The following is a 17,620-nucleotide window of genomic DNA, read 5'->3' as shown; positions in this document are numbered from 1 at the left end:
CGGGATCAGGACTGCTCATCCGGTTATGGTGAGAACAGCCTTGCCGCTGAAGCTGCGCTGTCGCAGGGCGTCCAGGGCTTGGGCGATGTCTGTCCACGGCACGGTCAAGGCCACGCGGGTCTCCAGGCGGCCAGCCGCGACCAGAGCGAGCAGCGAGGCGATGTCGGCGCCAATGCCTGAGCCGGAAGTGTAGTAAGCGAAGGTCTGAAGCCTCGCCCCCTCGTGACCCGGAACGAACTGGCGGAACCCAACGGGCGTGAGTTCGCCGCTGCTCGAACCGAACATGACAACGATGCCGCCAGGCGCGACACGTTCGATCGCGTGCGCGAGGCTTTCACCGCCGACTGATTCGGTGATCAGCGAAAAAGGCCCCTCGGCCAGCTCGATCGACTCGACAACCTGCTCGGCTCCAAGACCGCGGAGATCCTCGGCATGCCGGGCGGCGGCGACCGCGGTCACCGACGCGCCTTGCTCGCGGGCGATCTGGACCTGGAAACGACCGACCGCGCCGCTTGCGCCCGTGATCAGAATCCGCTGGCCGGCCAGGTCGCCGCCATGGCGCAAAGTCCTTAGCGCCGTCGTGCCGGCGACCGGAAGCGTGGCGGCGGAGACGAAGCCGACGTCATCCGGCAGGACGGCGAGACGGTCGGTTGAGACGGCGACACGTTCGGCCCAGCCGGCCTGGTCGACCAAAGCCACAACCCGGGTGCCCATGGCTGGCCCGGAGCCATCGGCCGCTGCCCGTTCGACGACTCCAACGACGTCCTGGCCGGGTATCCAGCCGTTCGGACGTATGGTGAGCAGGCGCAGTTCACCGCGGTTCAACGAGGTTGCGTGGACCGAGACAAGCGCCTCATTCGCGAGGGGCTCAGGTTCCTCGACCTTGGCGAGCGTCAGTCCGGTGATGCTGTCGGGAGACATGACTAGGGCGAGCATGGGGTCTCCTACTTTTCTTGCTGGTTTGTGGACGCCAGTTTCCCCTGGAAGCACGGCAAGGTGGCCGCGGATATGCCGGCGATGGGCATGCGCAGCGTCAACGCGATCAACTGGTGCCTGCCACGCGCGAACCGGAGCCTATAGACTTTCCCGGTCAAAGAATTTAGCTATCCTAGCATTTAATCGCTAAAAGCCGTCAACTATGAGACAGCCTCTTCACTGGCCCTGGCCCGATTTCGATGTGGACGATGTGCTCACGCCGGCGATTGCGGTGCGTGTTGACGTCACTGAAACCAGAGCGGAAGTACCTGACCATTGGCACCGCAAGGGACAACTCGTCTTCGCGCTGGGAGGTGGCGTCACATGTCGCGTTCCCAGCGGCCTGTGGATGGTGCCGCCGCATTGCGGGGTGTGGGTGCCCAGCACGATGGAGCACAGCAACATCGCGACCGCCAACGCGCGGATTTTCTTCGTCTATATCGAGCCGGGCGCTGCCGAGCTGCCGGATCGGTGCTGTACGCTCTCGATCTCGCCGCTGATACGAGAACTGATTATCGAGCTGTCGGATTGTGCGCCGGACGAGCCAAGAGGCGATCTCCTGGCGGGAGTCCTGCTCGCCGAGCTGCCGCGTATGCCTGTGCAGCAATTGCATCTGCCGATCTCGTCCGAGCCACGCTTGCGGCGGATCGCCGAAGCGTTGGCCGAAGATCCCGCCGACCGCAGCACAATGGCGAAATGGGCCAACCGCGTGGCGCTTAGCGAGAGCAGTCTCGCCCGCCTCGTCGTGAAGGAAACAGGGCTGACCTTTGGACGCTGGCGCCAACAACTGCACCTGGTCGTTGCGCTGCGGGAACTGGCATCAGGCGCCAGCGTGCAGCAGGTCTCGGGGGATCTCGGCTATGGTTCCGTCACCGCCTTTATCACCATGTTCAAGAAGGCGCTTGGGAAGCCGCCGGCAAAATATCTCAGCGATATCGCGCAAAATGGCGGCTCTGCATTCGCGGCGTGATCAGGTCGGGTGCGGGCGGACGGCTGATATCGACTGAGCAATCTGTCGCTGGCCATTGGCCGGTGGCGACCAGTGATCGTTCAGGATCGGCTCAGGCAGCGGACGGTTCAGCCGCCCCTGGCTTGTGGCCGAGCACCTCTTCGACGATCCCGCGCGCGATCTCGCGCTCGCCCATGATCACCGTGTCGGCGCCGAGCCCTTTGAGGTGCTCGACCTCGGCGTCGGAATGGGCGCGCGCGATGACGCTGATGCCGGGGTTGGCGGCGCGGGCGCGCAACACGATCTGTCCGGCCTCGAAGGCGTTGGGGATGGCCAGGATCAGCCGCTTTGCGCCTTCCGGATTGGCGGCGGCGAACACCTCGCTGTTGGCGGCGTTGCCGGCTACGCTTTCGATGCCGTCCGCCTTGAGCTTGGCCAGCGTCTTGTCGGCGTCCTCGATGACGAGGAAGGGCAGGGCGGCCTCTTTAAGCGCCGCGCCGACGAGGCTGCCGACCCGGCCATAGCCGATCAGGATGGCGTGGCCGGCAAGCGCTGTCCTGGGCGGTGGACCGTCCTCCTTCGCCGGCGCTGCGGCGACCGAAGCCATTTGGCCGGGCTGCGTCGCCGGGCCGATCGGCTTGGCCTCCACCGGTGGCGCCGCTTTCGCGGCTCGCGCCTCCAGCCACGGTTTCATCCAGGCGAGGGCGAGGAACATCAGCGGGTTGAGGAGGATCGACAGGATGGCGCCGGCGAGGATCAGATCGCGGCCCTGTTCGGGCAGGAGCTTGAGGCCGACACCGAGCTCGGCCAGGATGAAGGAGAATTCGCCGATCTGGGCGAGGCTGGCCGAGATCATCAGCGCCGTGGCCAAGGGATAGCGGAAGGCGACGACGATGACGAAGGCCGCCAGCGATTTGCCGATGACGATGATCGCCAGCGTCGCCAGGATCGGCCAACCGTTGTCGATCAGGCTGAACGGGTCGAACAGCATGCCGACCGAGACGAAGAACAGCACGGAAAAGGCGTCGCGCAGCGGCAGCGATTCCTCGGCCGCACGGTGGCTGAGCTCGGATTCGCTCATGATCATGCCGGCGAAGAAAGCGCCCAGCGCCAGCGACACGCCGAACAGCTTGGCGGCGCCGAAGGCGACGCCAAGCGCGATCGCAAGCACCGCCAGCCGGAACAGTTCGCGCGACCCGGTATGGGCGACGTAGTGCAGGATCCAGGGAATGACGCGGCGGCCGACCACCAGCATCACCGCAACGAAGGCGACGACCTTGGCCAGCGTGATGCCGACGACGCCCCAGATGCCATAGCTCGCTGGCAGCGACAGCAGGCTGGCGTGGGTATCGACCTGCTGCTGGCCGCCAAGCACGCCGGCCAGCGCCGGCAAAAGCACCAGCGCCAGCACCATGGCGAGATCCTCGACGATCAGCCAGCCGACGGCGATGCGGCCGCGTTCGGTCTCGATCAGCCGCCGCTCCTGCAGGGCGCGCAGCAACACCACGGTCGAGGCGACCGACAGAGCCAGGCCGAAGACCAGTCCGGCGCCGATCGACCAGCCGAGCAGCCAGGCGAGGCCGGCGCCGAGTGCTGTTGCGAAGCCGATCTGCACGATGGCGCCGGGCACGGCGATGGCGCGGACCGACAACAGGTCCTTCAGCGAGAAATGCAGGCCGACACCGAACATCAGGAGGATGACGCCGATCTCGGCCAGTTCGTTGGCAAGGCCGGCATCGGCGACGAAGCCCGGCGTGTTCGGCCCGACCAAAACGCCGGCGACCAGGTAGCCGACCAGCGGCGGGATGCGGAAGCGGTTGGCGAGAGCGCCGAAGACGAAAGCCAGCCCCAGACCGGCGACGATGGTGGCGATAAGGGGCGTGTCATGCGGCATGGTCTATGGAGCGCCTTTCCAGAAATCGCGATGTCGGATATGCGGCGCCTGAAGCCGCCGCCTTTGCAATATGGGGGTGCAGTTGGCCATGAGGCAACCCGCAATGCCATGAAATCGACGGCAAGGACGGCGGAAGACGGAGACTGGCGGCGTTAACCCGCCATCGGTCACCACGGCAGCGTGCTCCGGGCTGTTGGCGGTCGATGCGAGAAAAGCGGTTGCGCGCCGCGGATATCCGGTCAGGCCGCCTGCAGCAGGGTCTCGATGTCGACTATGGTGTGATTGGTCAGGGTCTTCGGTATTTCGGCTGCTACTTTCTCGGCAACTTCCTTGTGCAATTTCCTGCGCATCTCGCCCAGTACCTGCGGCGGCGCGATCAGCACGATCTCCTTGAACGTGCCGCGATGGGCGAGCTTGTAGAGCCGCTCGGCAATCTCGTCGGCGAAACGTTCCTTGCCGAGACGGTGCCAATCCGTGTCCTCGACCGCGCTGCGGTGGATTGAAGGGCCGTCATTGTAGCGGCCGGGCCGGTCGCTGCCTTGATCGCGGCTAGCGGGATTGTCCTGCTCCATTTCCTGTACCACCTGGAGGTTCGGATAGAGCGTGTCGCCGTCGTTGCGAAGGAACAGCGCTTTTTCACCATCCGCCACCACGATCCACAGACCATGTTTCAGCTTGAGGTTGTTCACGGAGCGCTCCTTTTTTCTTGGTTTCATTCTCGGTCTCCGGCTCATCGCGGGAGCCATTGCCGCAGCCGCGCAGCATAAGTCCGGGCCCACAGGGCAAACGCCCGCCGAGGCAGGAATGTTCCGGCGGCGACTTTAATCTACTAGATTGGTAGAATTTAGAAAAATCTGTTTTGTGGCGCGCGCCGCTTGCCGCTAAAAGAGCCGCAGATCAAGGCCCGCAACAGCGGCTTTAATCCGCCCCGAATGGTGATGTGGAATATTTTTCTCTTCGCTGTTACGCTTGCAGAAAAGCGATTGCCTCCCACAAAGCGATGCGCGAGAGCGTTCCTTCTGCTTTTTCACGCCCGCGCGTAAAACTGCCGAATTATTCAGGAATCTGCTCGCCATGCCGCAGGCCAACCCCAAGCTCAACGCCTTTCCCGTGTTCATGCGGGTCGAGGGCGAAGCTGTGGCCATTGTTGGCGGCGGCGAGCAGGCGCTGGCCAAGGCGCGGCTGATCGGTCAGTCGAACGCTGTGCTGCGCATCATTGCCGACGCCCCAGATGCCGAATTGCTGTCCTTCATCACTGCCACCGGCGCCGTCCACATCGCGGCGGCCTACGATATCGCACATCTCGAAGGCGCGGTGATGGTGTTTGCCGCCAGCGGTGACGAAGCACTCGACCGCCGCGTTGTCGAGGACGCCCGCCGGTTGGGCATTCCGGTCAATGCCGTCGACCGGCCGGAACTGTGCGATTTCTTCACGCCGGCGCTGGTCAACCGCGCGCCGGTCGCCATCGCTATCGGCACCGAAGGGGCTGGCCCGGTGCTGGCCCAGATGTTGCGCGGCCGCATCGACCGCATGCTGTCGCCATCGCTCGGACCGCTTGCCGCGCTTGCCGCTTCCTTCCGTGGCGCCGCCGAGAAGCTGCTGCCGAAAGGCAATGCCCGCCGCCGCTTCTGGAGTGACTTTTTCGGCGGCGCGCCGGCCCATGCCGTGGATGCCGGTGAGCTTGCAAAGGCGCATGATGCCGCCGTCGACCTGCTGCTTTCGAACGCACCGACTTCGGGTCATATAGCGTTGGTTGGCGCCGGTCCGGGTGTTGAGGATCTTCTGACGCTTCGCGCCCACCGTCTGCTCCTGGAAGCCGATGTGATCGTCCATGACGCGCTGGTGCCGGAGGCGATCGTCGCCATGGGCCGTCGCGACGCCGAGCGTCTGCCGGTGGGCAAGCGCAAGGGCTGCCACACCAAGAGCCAGGCCGAGATCAACGCGCTGCTGATCGAACTTGGCCGCGACGGCAAACGCGTCGTGCGGCTGAAATCCGGCGACCCGCTGGTGTTCGGCCGGGCTGGCGAGGAAATGGCGGCACTGCGCGATGCAGGCATCGCCTATGAGGTGGTTCCGGGCGTCACCGCGGCGTTTGCCGCCGCCGCCGATTTCGAACTGCCGCTGACGCTGCGTGGCGTGTCGTCGTCGATGGTGTTCACGACGGGCCACGACCTCAAGGGCAATTCGCTACCCGACTGGGCCAAGCTTGCGATTTCCGGCGCCACGGTCGCCGTCTATATGGGCCGCTCGGTCGCGGCCGAGGTTGCCGGCCGGCTGATCGAGGCCGGCCTGTCGCCGGACACCGCGGTCGCCGTGGTCGAGAATGCCAGCCTTGCCAATCGCCGCCGTTTCCATGGCACGCTCGCCGATCTGCCTTCGCTGGAGGCGCGCGCCGACCTTTCAGGGCCGGTAATGACCATTATTGGCGATGCGGTCGCCGGCGCCAATTTTGAACGTTCCGAGCCGCTCGCGGCGCACAGGCATGAAGGCGCTGCAGCAGCCGCCGAAGGAGTTGAACAGTGAAGGTTTTAACTGCAAACCGCCTCACTGATGGCATCGCCGTCTGGTATGCCGATGGCGGCTGGGCCGACACCGTCGACAATGCCGACATTGCCCATGACAAGGCGGCCGAGGACCGGCTGGAGGCGATCGGTGCCGCGGCCTATGCCAGCAACGAAGTGGTCGACGTCAATCTGATCGACGTCAGCGTCGTCGATGGCGTCGTCGAGCCGGTGCGGCTGCGCGAGAAGATCCGCGCCGCAGGCCCCACAATCCGCAACGATCTGGGCAAGCAGGCTGTTCGGGCGGCGTAAGCAACAAGACAAATGAAACACGGGCGGACGCGCCCGGAAAGACCAGACTATGTACCGTTACGATGAGTTCGACCATGATTTCGTACAAGCCCGTGTCGCCGAGTTCAGCGATCAGGTCCAGCGGCGCCTTGCCGGCGAGATCACCGAGGACCAGTTCCGGCCGCTGAGGCTGATGAACGGCGTCTACCTGCAGCTCCACGCCTATATGCTGCGCATCGCCGTGCCTTACGGTACGCTGAACAGCAAGCAGCTGCGCATGCTCGGCCATATTGCCCGCAAATACGACAAGGGCTACGGCCATTTCACCACGCGCCAGAACATCCAGTTCAACTGGCCAGCGCTGTCCGACATTCCTGCGATCCTGGCCGATCTCGCCAGCGTCGAGATGCACGCCATCCAGACCAGCGGCAACTGCATTCGCAATGTCACCGCCGACCATTTCGCCGGGGCCGCCGCCGACGAGGTTGCCGATCCGCGCCCCTATGCCGAGATCCTGCGGCAATGGTCTTCTGTGCATCCGGAATTCTCGTTCCTGCCGCGGAAATTCAAGATCGCCGTGACCGGTGCGGAACGCGACCGCGCCGCCATCCAGACGCATGACATCGGCCTGCATTTGAAGAAGAACACGGCCGGCGAGCTCGGCTTTGCCGTCTATATCGGCGGCGGCCAGGGCCGCACGCCGATGGTGGCCAAGAAGATCCGCGACTTCCTGCCGGAAGCGGATCTGTTGTCCTACTGCACGGCGATCCTGCGCGTTTACAACCTCTATGGTCGCCGTGACAACAAGTACAAGGCGCGCATCAAGATCCTCGTCCACGAGACCGGCGTCGAGGAGATCACGCGGCAGGTCGAGGCCGAGTGGCAGGAGTTGAAGGACGCGGAGCTGAAGCTACCGGAAGCCGACATCCGCGCCATCGACGCCTATTTCGCGCCACCTCAGCTCAGCGATCGGCCGGAAGGCGACGAAGCGGTCAAGCTCGCCCGGCTCGATTCGAAGAGCTTTTCGGATTGGCTCGACCAGAATGTGGTGACGCATCGCCACCCCGACTATGCGGCGGTGACGATCTCGCTCAAGGGCATCGGCGAGGTGCCGGGCGATGCCTCGGACAGCCAGATGGAAGCAGTCGCCGACATTGCCGAGAAGTATGGTTTCGACGAGCTGCGCGTCAGTCATGAGCAGAACCTGATCCTGCCGCATGTCGCACGCGCCGACCTCAAGGCAATCTATGATGCGCTGGCCGATATCGGCCTGGCGACGGCCAATTCCAACCTGATATCAGACATCATCTCCTGCCCCGGCCTCGACTATTGCGCGCTGGCCACGGCGCGTTCGATCCCGATAGCGCAGGAAATCTCGCGCCGCTTCGCCTCGCTGGAGCGGCAGCGCGAAATCGGCGAATTGAAGCTGAAGATCTCCGGCTGTATCAATGCCTGCGGCCACCACCATGTCGGCCATATCGGCATTCTCGGCGTCGAGAAGAAGGGCGCCGAGCTCTATCAGGTCACGCTAGGCGGCTCGGCCGACGAGAACACCTCGGTCGGCGAGATCATAGGCCGCGGCTTCTCGTCGGAAGAGATCACCGATGCCATCGAACAGATCGTCGAGACCTATCTCGGCCTTCGGCTCGACCCACAGGAAAAATTCATCGACGCCTACCGCAGAGTCGGTCCCGCGCCGTTCAAGGAGGCGCTCTATGCTGGCGAAGCCAAGGCCGCTTGACCGTATTGTCGACGTCGAGGCCGGCGTCGCCGCCGAGGCGGCGGGGCTCGACGCGCTCTACGGTCACCTGAGCCCGCTCAAGATCATCGAGCGGTCAGCGCGGGAATTGTTCCACGGCGAAATCGCCGCCGTTTCATCCTTCGGCGCCGATTCGGCCGTGCTGCTGCACATGATCGCCGAGATCGACCGTACCTTGCCGGTCATCTTCCTCGATACCGGCAAGCATTTCGAGGAGACGCTCGGCTATCGTGACGCGCTGGTCGCCGATTTCGGGCTGACCGATATCAGGGTAATCACGCCTGACGAAGCAGCGCTCGAACGGATCGATCCGACCGGCAATCTGAACGAAACCGACACCGACGCGTGCTGCGATGTGCGCAAGGTCGAGCCGCTGGCGCGCGGTGTCGAGCCGTTTCGTGCCTGGTTTACCGGCCGCAAACGCTTCCAGGCGTCGACGCGGGCAGCACTTCCGGTGTTCGAGGCGGTCGGCTCGCGCATCCGCATCAACCCGCTGGCGCACTGGACGACATCGGATCAGGCCGCCTACATGCGCGCGCATGCGCTGCGCGAAAATCCTCTGGTCGCCTATGGCTACCTTTCGATCGGCTGCTTCCCCTGCACACAGCCGGTACAGCCGGGCGAGGATGCGCGCAGCGGCCGCTGGGCCGGGCACGCCAAGACCGAGTGCGGCATCCACCTGTCGGGGCTCGAGAAGTCGCTGACCGACGCATCACTCTAGGGTATGTTGATGTTCAGGTGAGGCCGGCCTGCAAATGGCGGTATCCTGTACTTTCGGCTCGGCCTGACCTGAATCTCAAGGCATCTTGGGACACTTTTGGACTTTAGGAACTCTTTGATGACCGAACCGACACCGGAAACCCGCCTCTGGACCCCGCAAGGTTTCCAGGAGGACGAGTGGAATCATGCGGAAAGCGCCGAGGCGCTTTCCGGCAATGGCCGTTTCATCCTGCCGCTGCAGGTGTTCCTCGGCCTTGATTCGGAGGTGCGTCGCTCGGCGAAGGAGCGTCTCGGCGTCGAGCTTCAGCCCGGCGACCAACTCGAAAAGATCGCCGACCTGCTCGACCAGCTGTCGCTGGTGGCGCTGGCCTTCCCGGCATTCAATGACGGCCGTTCCTTCTCCAAGGGCGAACTGCTGCGCAGCCGCTACGATTTCAAGGGCGCGGTCCGCGCCACCGGGCAGGTACTGGTCGACCAGCTGCCGCATATGCTGCGTCTCGGCTTCGATGAGTTCGAAGTGTCGAATCCGGTGCTTTTGAAACGGCTCGAGGAAGGCCACACTGGCGGTCTGCCGCTATACTACCAGCCAACCGCGAAGCCGGAGGTCAAAGGCCCCAAATATTCCTGGCGGCGAGAGCGCTCCGGCTGACCGGGCCCGGCGCAGGATTCGTCCAATCTGGTCGGACCAATTCGAGGATTCCGTCTTTTATTTTCCATATCCGCGCCTTAGGATAGGCTTATTATTTCGTTCTCCGAAATAAATGTGGCCACCAAGGGAGGAACCGGGAATGGCTGGTAAGAAGATATTGATGCTCGTTGGCGAGTTCAGCGAGGAATACGAGATTTTCGTCTTTGAACAGGCCATGCATGCGGTTGGCCATACGGTGCATGTCGTTTGTCCCGACAAGAAGGCGGGCGACATATTGAAGACGTCGCTGCACGACTTCGAGGGCCACCAGACCTATACGGAAAAGCTCGGCCACGACTACATCCTCAACAAGACTTTTGCCGAGGTGAATCCGGCGGACTACGATGCCGTCTATGCGGCAGGCGGACGTGGCCCGGAATATATCCGCATCGACAAGCGCGTGCAGGCGCTGGTGCGGCATTTCCACGAGACCGGCAAGCCGATCTTCACCATCTGCCATGGTGTGCAGATATTGATCGCGGTCGATGGCGTCGTGCGCGGCCGGGAAGTCGCCGCCCTTCAATATTGCGAGCCTGAGGTTACGCTGGCCGGCGGCATCTACATCGATGTCGCGCCGACGGGGGCCCATGTCGACGGCAATCTGGTGTCGGCCAAGGGCTGGCCGGGCCTGGCGGCGTTCATGCGCGAATGCCTGAAGGTTCTCGGCACCGAGATCCGCGACGGCAAGGCCCTGATGCGCGACGAGCGCAAGGCGGCCTAAAGCGCGGTAGTGTCTCAGTTTGAATTTGAAGCTGCAAACGCCGTTGTCGCGTAGCGGTTCGAATTTCGGTATGCTCGGTCGCATGGATAATCAGACCGATGAACAGCCCGACGTTTTAGCCCTATTGAGAAGCACTGCCGAGTCTAGCAAGCGCCTTGCTGAGTCCATGTTGAGGGCCTATGCAGCAAACGCTTTGCCTGCGACGGTGGACGATATCGCACATTGGGAACAGGTATTGGCCGACGCCAAGTCAGAATTGTTAAGGCTACACGATGCCCACTGGACCTAACTGAGACACTACCTAAAGCGCGTCGGGTTTGAACGGATACATGCGACGCGCTTTAAGCTCTTTTTCATGCATGTCATTGTCGCAAAACCGCTGCGCACCCTCGGGTCAAGCCCAAGGGCATGCTCTTACGCGACATGCATTGAGTAGGGATTTTGGAAAGCCGCCGCGCTCTTGGTACGGCGGCTATTGCTGACCTACGCAGCTATGCGCGCTTCACGGAAGGATACAAGCTTTCTGCGGCTCTCGTCCCACAGCGCAAGCTTGACGCAGCGCAGGCTGTCGAGAAGCGTGACGCGGCCGATTTTGCGCAGTTCCGGATAGTCCCTGAGAACTTCGGGAAGCCGGTAGCACGGCACCTTGGCGGAGAGGTGATGGACGTGATGGACGCCGATATTTCCGGTGAACCAGTTCAGCACCGGCGGCAGATCATAATAGGACGAGCCGTGCAGCGCCGCATGCTGGAATTCCCATTCGGAATCGTTCGTCCATTCCGTCTCCTCGAATTGGTGCTGGACGTAGAACAGCCAGATGCCGGCCGAGCCGGCGAGGATGACGATCGGCAAGTGGACGACCAGGAAGGCGCCAGGCCCGACGAACCAGATAAGAAGGGCGGCGGCCAGCGCGATGCCGAGATTGGTCGACATCGACGACACCCAAGGTGTCAGGCCGCCCCGCATCATGCCGACCGGCAGCCGCTGCTCGAAAATGAAAAGCCATATCGGGCCGAGGCCGAACATCACCAGCGGGTGGCGATAGAGACGATAGGCAAGGCGGCCTCGCCAGGACATCTGCCGGTACTCGGCGACGGTCAGCGTCCTGATGTCGCCCATGCCGCGCTCGTCGAGATTGCCGGCGGTAGCGTGATGGGTCGCGTGGGCGCGTCGCCAGCAGTCATAGGGGGTCAGCGTCAGCACGCCGAGACCGCGGCCTATCCAATCGTCGGCGTAGCGATTGGCGAAGAAGGAGCCGTGGCCGCAATCGTGCTGGATCATGAAGATCCGCACCAGAAAGCCGGCCGCGGGAAGGATGAGGATCAGACCCCACCAATGGCCATAGGAGTAGGCAGCCGAGGATAACGCCCATAGCGTGGCGAAAGGGATCAGGGTGATGGCGAGTTCAACGGCGCTGCGCCGCCTGTCGGGCTTCTTGTAGCGCGCCAGAATCTTCAACCAGGCACGCTTGCTGTTGGCCACAGCTTCGGGGGAAATCATGTTCATCAGGAAGCATAGGCGGAGCATGACACTGCCGCAAGGCGCAGCTCACGCAAAATTACTGCGCGTAATTGCCGCGCGACGCCCAGAAATCCACTGCGATGCTGAAAAGGCATCGCAAAAAGGCACGCTATCTACCGATGGCGTCCACCGGTGGCCACACTGCTCTCGATGCCGTCCAGGCGGTCGAGCAGTTCCCTGAAACGATCGGGAATGTCGGATTCGGTACGGAACGCCGGCAGGGTGCGCAAAAAGCGCATCGTCGCCTCGGTGCCGAACTGGCGCCTGACGTCGGTAGCGAGCCGGTCGCGTTTTCCGCCCTTTTCGCTTTTTTTGCGGGTTGTCATTTCAAAATCCTGTGTCGGCTTCGAAACTCCCCCAGGAGGCGAATGGTTCCCGCTTCGTGGCATGATCGCAAGCAAAGCCGGCGATTACAGTAAAATTTGAATTAATATCGAAAGGTCTTGACGATGCGCCGTCAAAGCGCGAGCAGCAGCTCGCAGTATCGCTTGCCCCTTGATTTTTGGCTGCCAAACCTCGATATCGGGCACAAAATCCATACCATTCGAGATGACGGGAAACGGCGATGAGCGACCAGGCAAAAGACGAACGCGCGCCCGAGGATATCGAGGCGACTGAGGCCGCCGCCGAGCGCACGGAAGGCAGCGCCGATGGCGACTATGAAGCGCTTATGCGGCTGATGAAGGAAAACGAAGATCTGAAGGACCGGGCGCTCCGCGCCGCAGCCGAGATGGAGAATCTGCGCCGTCGCACCGCACGCGACGTCCATGACGCGCGTGCCTATGCGGTTGCCAATTTCGCCCGCGACATGCTGTCGGTGTCGGACAATCTGCGCCGGGCGCTGGACGCCATTCCGGCCGAGGCCGCTGCGTCTGGCGATGCCGGCTTCAAGGCGCTGATCGAGGGCGTCGAGATCACCGAGCGTGCCATGCTGTCGGCGCTGGAGCGGCACGGGGTGAAGAAGCTCGAGCCGGAAGGCGAGAAGTTCGACCCGAATTTCCACCAGGCGATGTTCGAGGTGCCCAATCCGGCAGTACCGGCCAACACCGTGGTCCAGGTCGTGCAGCCCGGCTATTCGATCGGCGAGCGGGTGCTGCGGCCGGCCATGGTTGGCGTCGCCAAGGGCGGTCCCAAGGTTGCTGCCGCGGAAGCGCCGGTTGAGCCGGGGCCGGTCAATGAGCAGGCGGAGAAGGATGCTTGAGGAAGGGAATGGGCAGTAGGCAGTAGGCAGTAGGCAAGCTGAGGCAGTCGTATCAATCGCGCAGCTTCGTGTTATTGATACTCCCTAGATCCTAATCCCTACTGCCCACTGCCTCATGCCCTTGGACCCGATCGAGCTTCTCGACTATGCCGGCGTCGCCGTCTTCGCGGCGACCGGAGCGCTTGCCGCTTCGCGCAAGCAGCTCGACATCATCGGCTTTCTGTTCCTGGCCAGCGTCACCGGCATCGGCGGGGGCACGTTTCGTGACGTCATCCTCAATCTACCGGTCTTCTGGATCGCCAACTCTGGCTATGTGCTGATCTGCGCGGTGGTGGCGATGCTTGTCTTCTTCGGGGCGCACCGTGTCGAATCCCGCTGGAAATTACTGCTCTGGCTCGACGCCGTTGGTCTCGCCGCGTTTTCGGTGATGGGTGCTGCCAAGGGCCTTGCCATCACCGGCTCGCCGGTGGTGTCCGTTGTCACCGGCGTGCTCACCGCCACGTTCGGCGGGATATTGCGCGACCTGCTCGCCGGTGAGCCCTCGGTGCTCTTGAGACCAGAAATCTATGTCACCGCCGCCCTTGCGGGCGCAACCCTGTTTACAACAGGCGATCTTGTCGGACTGCCGCCGCTCGCATCGGGTCTGGCGGGCTTCGCCGCGGCATTCCTGGTGCGTGGCGGCGCGCTCAGATTCGGCTGGGCCTTTCCAGCCTACAAGAGCCGCCCTGGCAGGCGGCCGGAAGATATTCCTTGAGGGTGAGTAGCGAATAGGAAGCAGCGAATAGGGAATAAGAGTCCGCAGCGTTGTGGCGAAACTCCCGCTACTCGCTACTCCATACTCACTGGAATCTCAGGCGGCGAAACGCTGCGCTTCCCCGCCATAGTAATTGACGTAGCGGGCGCCGATCTCCTTGACCGGCATCACCACGAATACGTCGACCGTCGAAAATTCGCCGTCGATGACGCAGCCGTCGCCGATGCGCGCGCCGACGCGCAGATAGCCCTTGACCAGCGGCGGCATCGCCGCGATCGCAGCCTTGGCGTTGACAGCCTCGATCGGCATCAAATCCATGGAGCAATAGCGCCCGGCGACCGCGCGCACGTCCCAGGCCGAGTTCGTGCGGCAGTGATGGGCGAGATAGGTCAGCGCTTCGGCATGCGCCGCCGGCACCGTGCCGTGGAACGAGGCGCAACCGGTCATCACGCCGATCCCGTAGTGATTGATATAGGCCCAGATGCCTTGCCACAGCGCCTCGATGGTGCGCTTCGAGCGGTATTCCGGCAAAACGCAGGAGCGGCCAAGTTCAAGGAACCGCTGGCCAGGGTGGCGGGCGATGAGCTTGGTCAGCTCGAATTCGCCCTCGGAATAGAAGCCGCCGGCGGCCGCCGCGATCTCCTGGCGCAGCAGGCGGTAGGTGCCGACGATGCGGCGGTGCTCGGGACCGGACAGCGAGGTGTCGAAGACGAGCAAATGGTCGCACAGCGGGTCGAAGCGGTCGGCATCGCGCCGGTCCTGCACCTGAAACAGATCCTTCCTGGCACCGAGTTCGTCATAGAATACCCGGTAACGCACCTCCTGGGCCGCGGCGATCTCAGCCTCGTTGCGGGCGAGCCGCACTTCGAGGTTGCCGATGCGGCCGAGAGATGCGCCTTTAATGACGGCATCGACATTCCGCCCGACGAGCAAGGCGCTGCTGGCGTTCGGCCGAGTGTCACATTCCGGCATAACTGTATGCACGAGTGATTCTCCTTCGAGCCATCCCTCTTGGCACGGGGATACGGTGTAGGTGCAACAGGATTGTGACAGTACCGTGATACGGGGCTGCGGGCAATACTTCGTCGGCTGGCTATCGCATGACCCGCGAGACCGGAATCGGTTTCCGGGGAAAAGGATCATGCGAAAAAGTCGCAGACCTGGAGCGTCTTTTGCGTGTCCGATAGGCGCGGAGCGCGTCAGTACCGTTACCGGCACACTGCTTGGGGACAGGGCGCGCTGCGCTCACTGGAGAGGCGAGCGTCAGGCCGCCACCTGGCCCTCGACCGCATGGACGAGTGCATCGGGATCGAGCGGCTTGGTGACGAAACCGCTGGCGCCATGGGCAAGCACCGCGTGGCGGGTTTTTTCCTGACTGTCCGCCGACAGAACCATGATCGGAACCGGCGGCGCGGCGGTTTCCTCCTCGTAGCGGCGGATGGCGGCGATGGCGTCCAGTCCATCCATCACGGGCATATGCAGATCCATCAGCACCACGTCGAAGCGGTGCTTGTGGCCGGTGCCGATGACGGCCTCGACGGCAGCCTTGCCGTTGCCGACCACTTTCACCCGATGCCCGGCCTTCAAAAGCGTGGCTCGGGCAAGCATGGCATTGATATCATTGTCCTCCGCGATCAGCACGGACAGGCCGTGCTGGCGGCTGCCGATGGCGCGCACCGATGGCGCGCCATGCTTTTCCGCCTCTGGCTGGTCGTGCGCCGGCGCATGGCTGGTCAAAAGCACGCGCAGCAGCGTCTCGCCGCGCACCGGCCTTGCCAGGAAGGTGGCGTAACCGTTGGCGCGGAACTCGCCAAGCATGCCGCGGTCCGTCGGCGCGATCAGCGTGATCGCCTCGCAATCGACAAAGCCGCTCTGGCGAAGGCGCTTGAGCAGCCTGCCGTCACTTTCTTCCATGGCCGCGTCGACCAGGAGCACGTCGCAGCTTCCGGCGAAGGGCGCGGCCTGGGCAGCGGTCGCGGCCAGATCGACCTTGCCGCCATTGGCGCGGATGGTGCGGGCTATGGCATCGGCCTCGATGGCGTTCTTCGAAAGGATCACCGCGCGCCGGTCCGACAGCGCATTCTGCCGATTCTGCGGCGCCTCGGTGGCCGACACCGCAGGGATTTCGAGGATGAATTCCGAGCCCTGGCCGAGTTGGCTCGACACGGAAATCGTGCCGCCCATGGCGATCACCAGGCGCTTGGATATGGCAAGGCCGAGACCCGCGCCGCCATGCGCGCGGGTCGAGGTGCCATCCGCCTGTTCGAATTCCTCGAAGATGCGCTCCAGGTCGTCCTCATGCAGGCCGGGACCGGTGTCGGTTATGGTGAAGCGGATGCGGTCGGTGGTTTCAGTGCGGATGCGGGCGACGGTCACCAGCACACCGCCGCTGTCGGTGAACTTGATGGCGTTGCCGATGAGATTGAGCAGCACCTGCCTGACCCTTCCCGGATCGGCTGATATCATCTGCGGCACGTCGGGTTCGACATGGCAGCCAAGACCGATATTCTTGGCGAAGGCGCGTGCCGCCAGGAGCTCGATGATGTTGTCGGCAATCTCGCGCACGGACATTGGCTGTGGTTCGGGATCGAAGCGGCCGGCCTCGATCTTTGAATAGTCAAGCAGGTCCTCGATCAGCGCCAGCAGGGCGCTGGCCGAGGTGGAAACGGCACCAACATAGGTCCGCTGTTCGGGCGAGAGATTGGTGTCCGCCAAGAGCCTCGCCATGCCCATGATGCCGTTCATCGGCGTACGGATCTCATGGCTGACGGTGGCGAGGAAGCGCGATTTGGCCTGGCTTGCATATTCGGCCCGCTCGCGGGCGGTGATGAGCGACGATTCGGCGCGCTTGCGCGCCGTGATGTCGCGAGCGATGGCGCGATGCGACACCGCACCGCTGTCCTTGTCGCGCACCGACAGTTCGATCCACGAGAACCAGCGCGGACCGCCCGGCGTGCGGATGGCGACGTCGGTGGAACTCAGGCATTCGTGATCGGAAAAGGCGGCGTCGGGAACGATGCCGACATCAATGCCGAGTTCGGCCAGCGTCTTGCCGGCAAGATCGCGCTGGTCGGTTTCGACAAGATCGGCGAAGACCTTGTTGGCATAGACGATGTGGCCGTCACGGTCGCGGTGGACGACGAGGTCGCCGAGGGCGTCGATCAGCCCGCGAAAGCGTTCCTCGCTCTCTTGCATCTCCCACATGCGGTCGGCCAGCGTTTCGATCTCGGCGCGGCTGCGAGCCGTCGTTTCGTCGAGCAGGGCGACCGTGCGGCGCTCGGTGCGTTTGGCGCGCAGATGCATGGCGAGACCGGCGATGCCGGTCGCCAGAAGGCCAACGGTAACGAAGATCGGCGCTCCGGTCAGATGGGCAAGCCCTGCCATCACGACGATGGCGACGAGCGTCAGGAACGGTAGGCCTTCGCGGTTGGCCCTGGGCAATTCCGGCGCCAACGGCGGTGCGGCGACGATCTGCCGCCTCGGCGCCTCAGGGCCGATCCCATTGACGCTCTCGGCACTCTCCGTCTCTTTGATGCCGGGTTCCGCGATCATGCGGAACCTTTGCCAGATAGAGATTATGGAAAATTGTGGCGGATCGTTCGAATTTTAACGGTCGCGCCGTTTTTGCCTTTCACGGCTAAAGATT

16 protein-coding genes are annotated in these 17,620 nt (G+C 63.4%); 9 read left to right on the top strand and 7 right to left on the bottom strand.

The window, feature by feature from the left end; all coding sequences use genetic code 11:
* Window positions 1-15: 15 nt before the first annotated feature.
* Complete coding sequence (locus OHD62_RS12455; protein WP_263783020.1) at window positions 16-936, bottom strand: zinc-binding dehydrogenase; 921 nt, start codon at window positions 934-936, stop codon at window positions 16-18.
* A 202-nt stretch (window positions 937-1,138) separates the two neighbouring features.
* On the opposite strand from OHD62_RS12455, the gene OHD62_RS12450 reads away from it, so the two are divergent.
* Window positions 1,139-1,945, top strand: coding sequence for an AraC family transcriptional regulator (locus OHD62_RS12450; protein ID WP_263783019.1), 807 nt, complete (start codon window positions 1,139-1,141; stop codon window positions 1,943-1,945).
* A gap of 91 nt (window positions 1,946-2,036) precedes the next feature.
* Here OHD62_RS12450 and OHD62_RS12445 read toward each other — a convergent pair whose 3' ends face one another.
* Both OHD62_RS12445 and OHD62_RS12440 read right to left on the bottom strand, forming a co-directional pair.
* A complete protein-coding gene (locus OHD62_RS12445) occupies window positions 2,037-3,818 on the bottom strand; it encodes a cation:proton antiporter (RefSeq protein WP_263783018.1) in 1,782 nt (593 codons plus the stop codon).
* Window positions 3,819-4,057: 239 nt separating this feature from the next.
* Window positions 4,058-4,507, bottom strand: a complete 450-nt coding sequence (locus OHD62_RS12440; protein WP_263783870.1) for a host attachment family protein — start codon at window positions 4,505-4,507, stop codon at window positions 4,058-4,060.
* A gap of 385 nt (window positions 4,508-4,892) precedes the next feature.
* On the opposite strand from OHD62_RS12440, the gene cysG reads away from it, so the two are divergent.
* The 6 genes from cysG to OHD62_RS12410 all read left to right on the top strand — a co-directional run bounded on the left by cysG (window position 4,893) and on the right by OHD62_RS12410 (window position 10,498).
* The gene (cysG, locus tag OHD62_RS12435) at window positions 4,893-6,341 is read left to right on the top strand and encodes a siroheme synthase CysG (RefSeq protein ID WP_263783017.1); all 1,449 of its coding nucleotides are present in this window, start codon (window positions 4,893-4,895) and stop codon (window positions 6,339-6,341) included.
* A complete protein-coding gene (locus OHD62_RS12430; protein ID WP_263783016.1) occupies window positions 6,338-6,631 on the top strand; it encodes a DUF2849 domain-containing protein in 294 nt (97 codons plus the stop codon). Before cysG ends, OHD62_RS12430 begins: the two co-directional genes overlap by 4 nt.
* Window positions 6,632-6,680: 49 nt before the next feature.
* Complete coding sequence (locus tag OHD62_RS12425) at window positions 6,681-8,351, top strand: nitrite/sulfite reductase (RefSeq protein ID WP_263783015.1); 1,671 nt, start codon at window positions 6,681-6,683, stop codon at window positions 8,349-8,351.
* Complete coding sequence (locus OHD62_RS12420; RefSeq protein ID WP_263783014.1) at window positions 8,326-9,090, top strand: phosphoadenylyl-sulfate reductase; 765 nt, start codon at window positions 8,326-8,328, stop codon at window positions 9,088-9,090. The genes OHD62_RS12425 and OHD62_RS12420 overlap by 26 nt, the downstream gene beginning before the upstream one ends.
* 117 nt (window positions 9,091-9,207) lie before the next feature.
* Entirely contained in the window at window positions 9,208-9,738 is a 531-nt protein-coding gene (locus OHD62_RS12415; RefSeq protein WP_263783013.1) for a DUF934 domain-containing protein, read from the top strand.
* Between the two features lie 139 nt (window positions 9,739-9,877).
* Entirely contained in the window at window positions 9,878-10,498 is a 621-nt protein-coding gene (locus OHD62_RS12410) for a DJ-1/PfpI family protein (protein ID WP_008874278.1), read from the top strand.
* A 483-nt stretch (window positions 10,499-10,981) separates the two neighbouring features.
* On the opposite strand, the gene OHD62_RS12405 is transcribed toward OHD62_RS12410, so the two are convergent.
* Both OHD62_RS12405 and OHD62_RS12400 read right to left on the bottom strand, forming a co-directional pair.
* Window positions 10,982-12,004, bottom strand: a complete 1,023-nt coding sequence (locus tag OHD62_RS12405; protein ID WP_263783011.1) for a fatty acid desaturase — start codon at window positions 12,002-12,004, stop codon at window positions 10,982-10,984.
* A gap of 128 nt (window positions 12,005-12,132) precedes the next feature.
* On the bottom strand, window positions 12,133-12,345 hold the full coding sequence (locus OHD62_RS12400) for a hypothetical protein (protein WP_263783010.1): 213 nt from the start codon (window positions 12,343-12,345) through the stop codon (window positions 12,133-12,135).
* Window positions 12,346-12,584: 239 nt separating this feature from the next.
* Here OHD62_RS12400 and grpE point away from each other — a divergent pair, with 239 nt between their 5' ends.
* Window positions 12,585-13,220: a nucleotide exchange factor GrpE gene (gene grpE, locus OHD62_RS12395; protein ID WP_263783009.1), complete on the top strand. Its 636-nt coding sequence runs from the start codon at window positions 12,585-12,587 to the stop codon at window positions 13,218-13,220.
* Window positions 13,221-13,341: 121 nt separating this feature from the next.
* Window positions 13,342-13,974, top strand: a complete 633-nt coding sequence (locus OHD62_RS12390) for a trimeric intracellular cation channel family protein (RefSeq protein ID WP_263783869.1) — start codon at window positions 13,342-13,344, stop codon at window positions 13,972-13,974.
* A gap of 96 nt (window positions 13,975-14,070) precedes the next feature.
* Here OHD62_RS12390 and OHD62_RS12385 read toward each other — a convergent pair whose 3' ends face one another.
* Window positions 14,071-14,946 carry a GNAT family N-acetyltransferase gene (locus tag OHD62_RS12385; protein WP_263783868.1) on the bottom strand — a complete coding sequence of 292 codons (876 nt, stop codon included), beginning with the start codon at window positions 14,944-14,946 and terminating at the stop codon, window positions 14,071-14,073.
* Between the two features lie 291 nt (window positions 14,947-15,237).
* The gene (locus OHD62_RS12380) at window positions 15,238-17,526 is read right to left on the bottom strand and encodes a PAS domain-containing hybrid sensor histidine kinase/response regulator (protein WP_263783008.1); all 2,289 of its coding nucleotides are present in this window, start codon (window positions 17,524-17,526) and stop codon (window positions 15,238-15,240) included.
* Between the last annotated feature and the right edge of the window lie 94 nt (window positions 17,527-17,620).

Source organism: Mesorhizobium sp. YC-39, assembly GCF_025753795.1.
Lineage (GTDB): Bacteria > Pseudomonadota > Alphaproteobacteria > Rhizobiales > Rhizobiaceae > Mesorhizobium.
The sequence above is the reverse complement of the archived record's forward strand: the minus strand, read 5'-3'. Positions and strand labels throughout refer to the sequence as shown.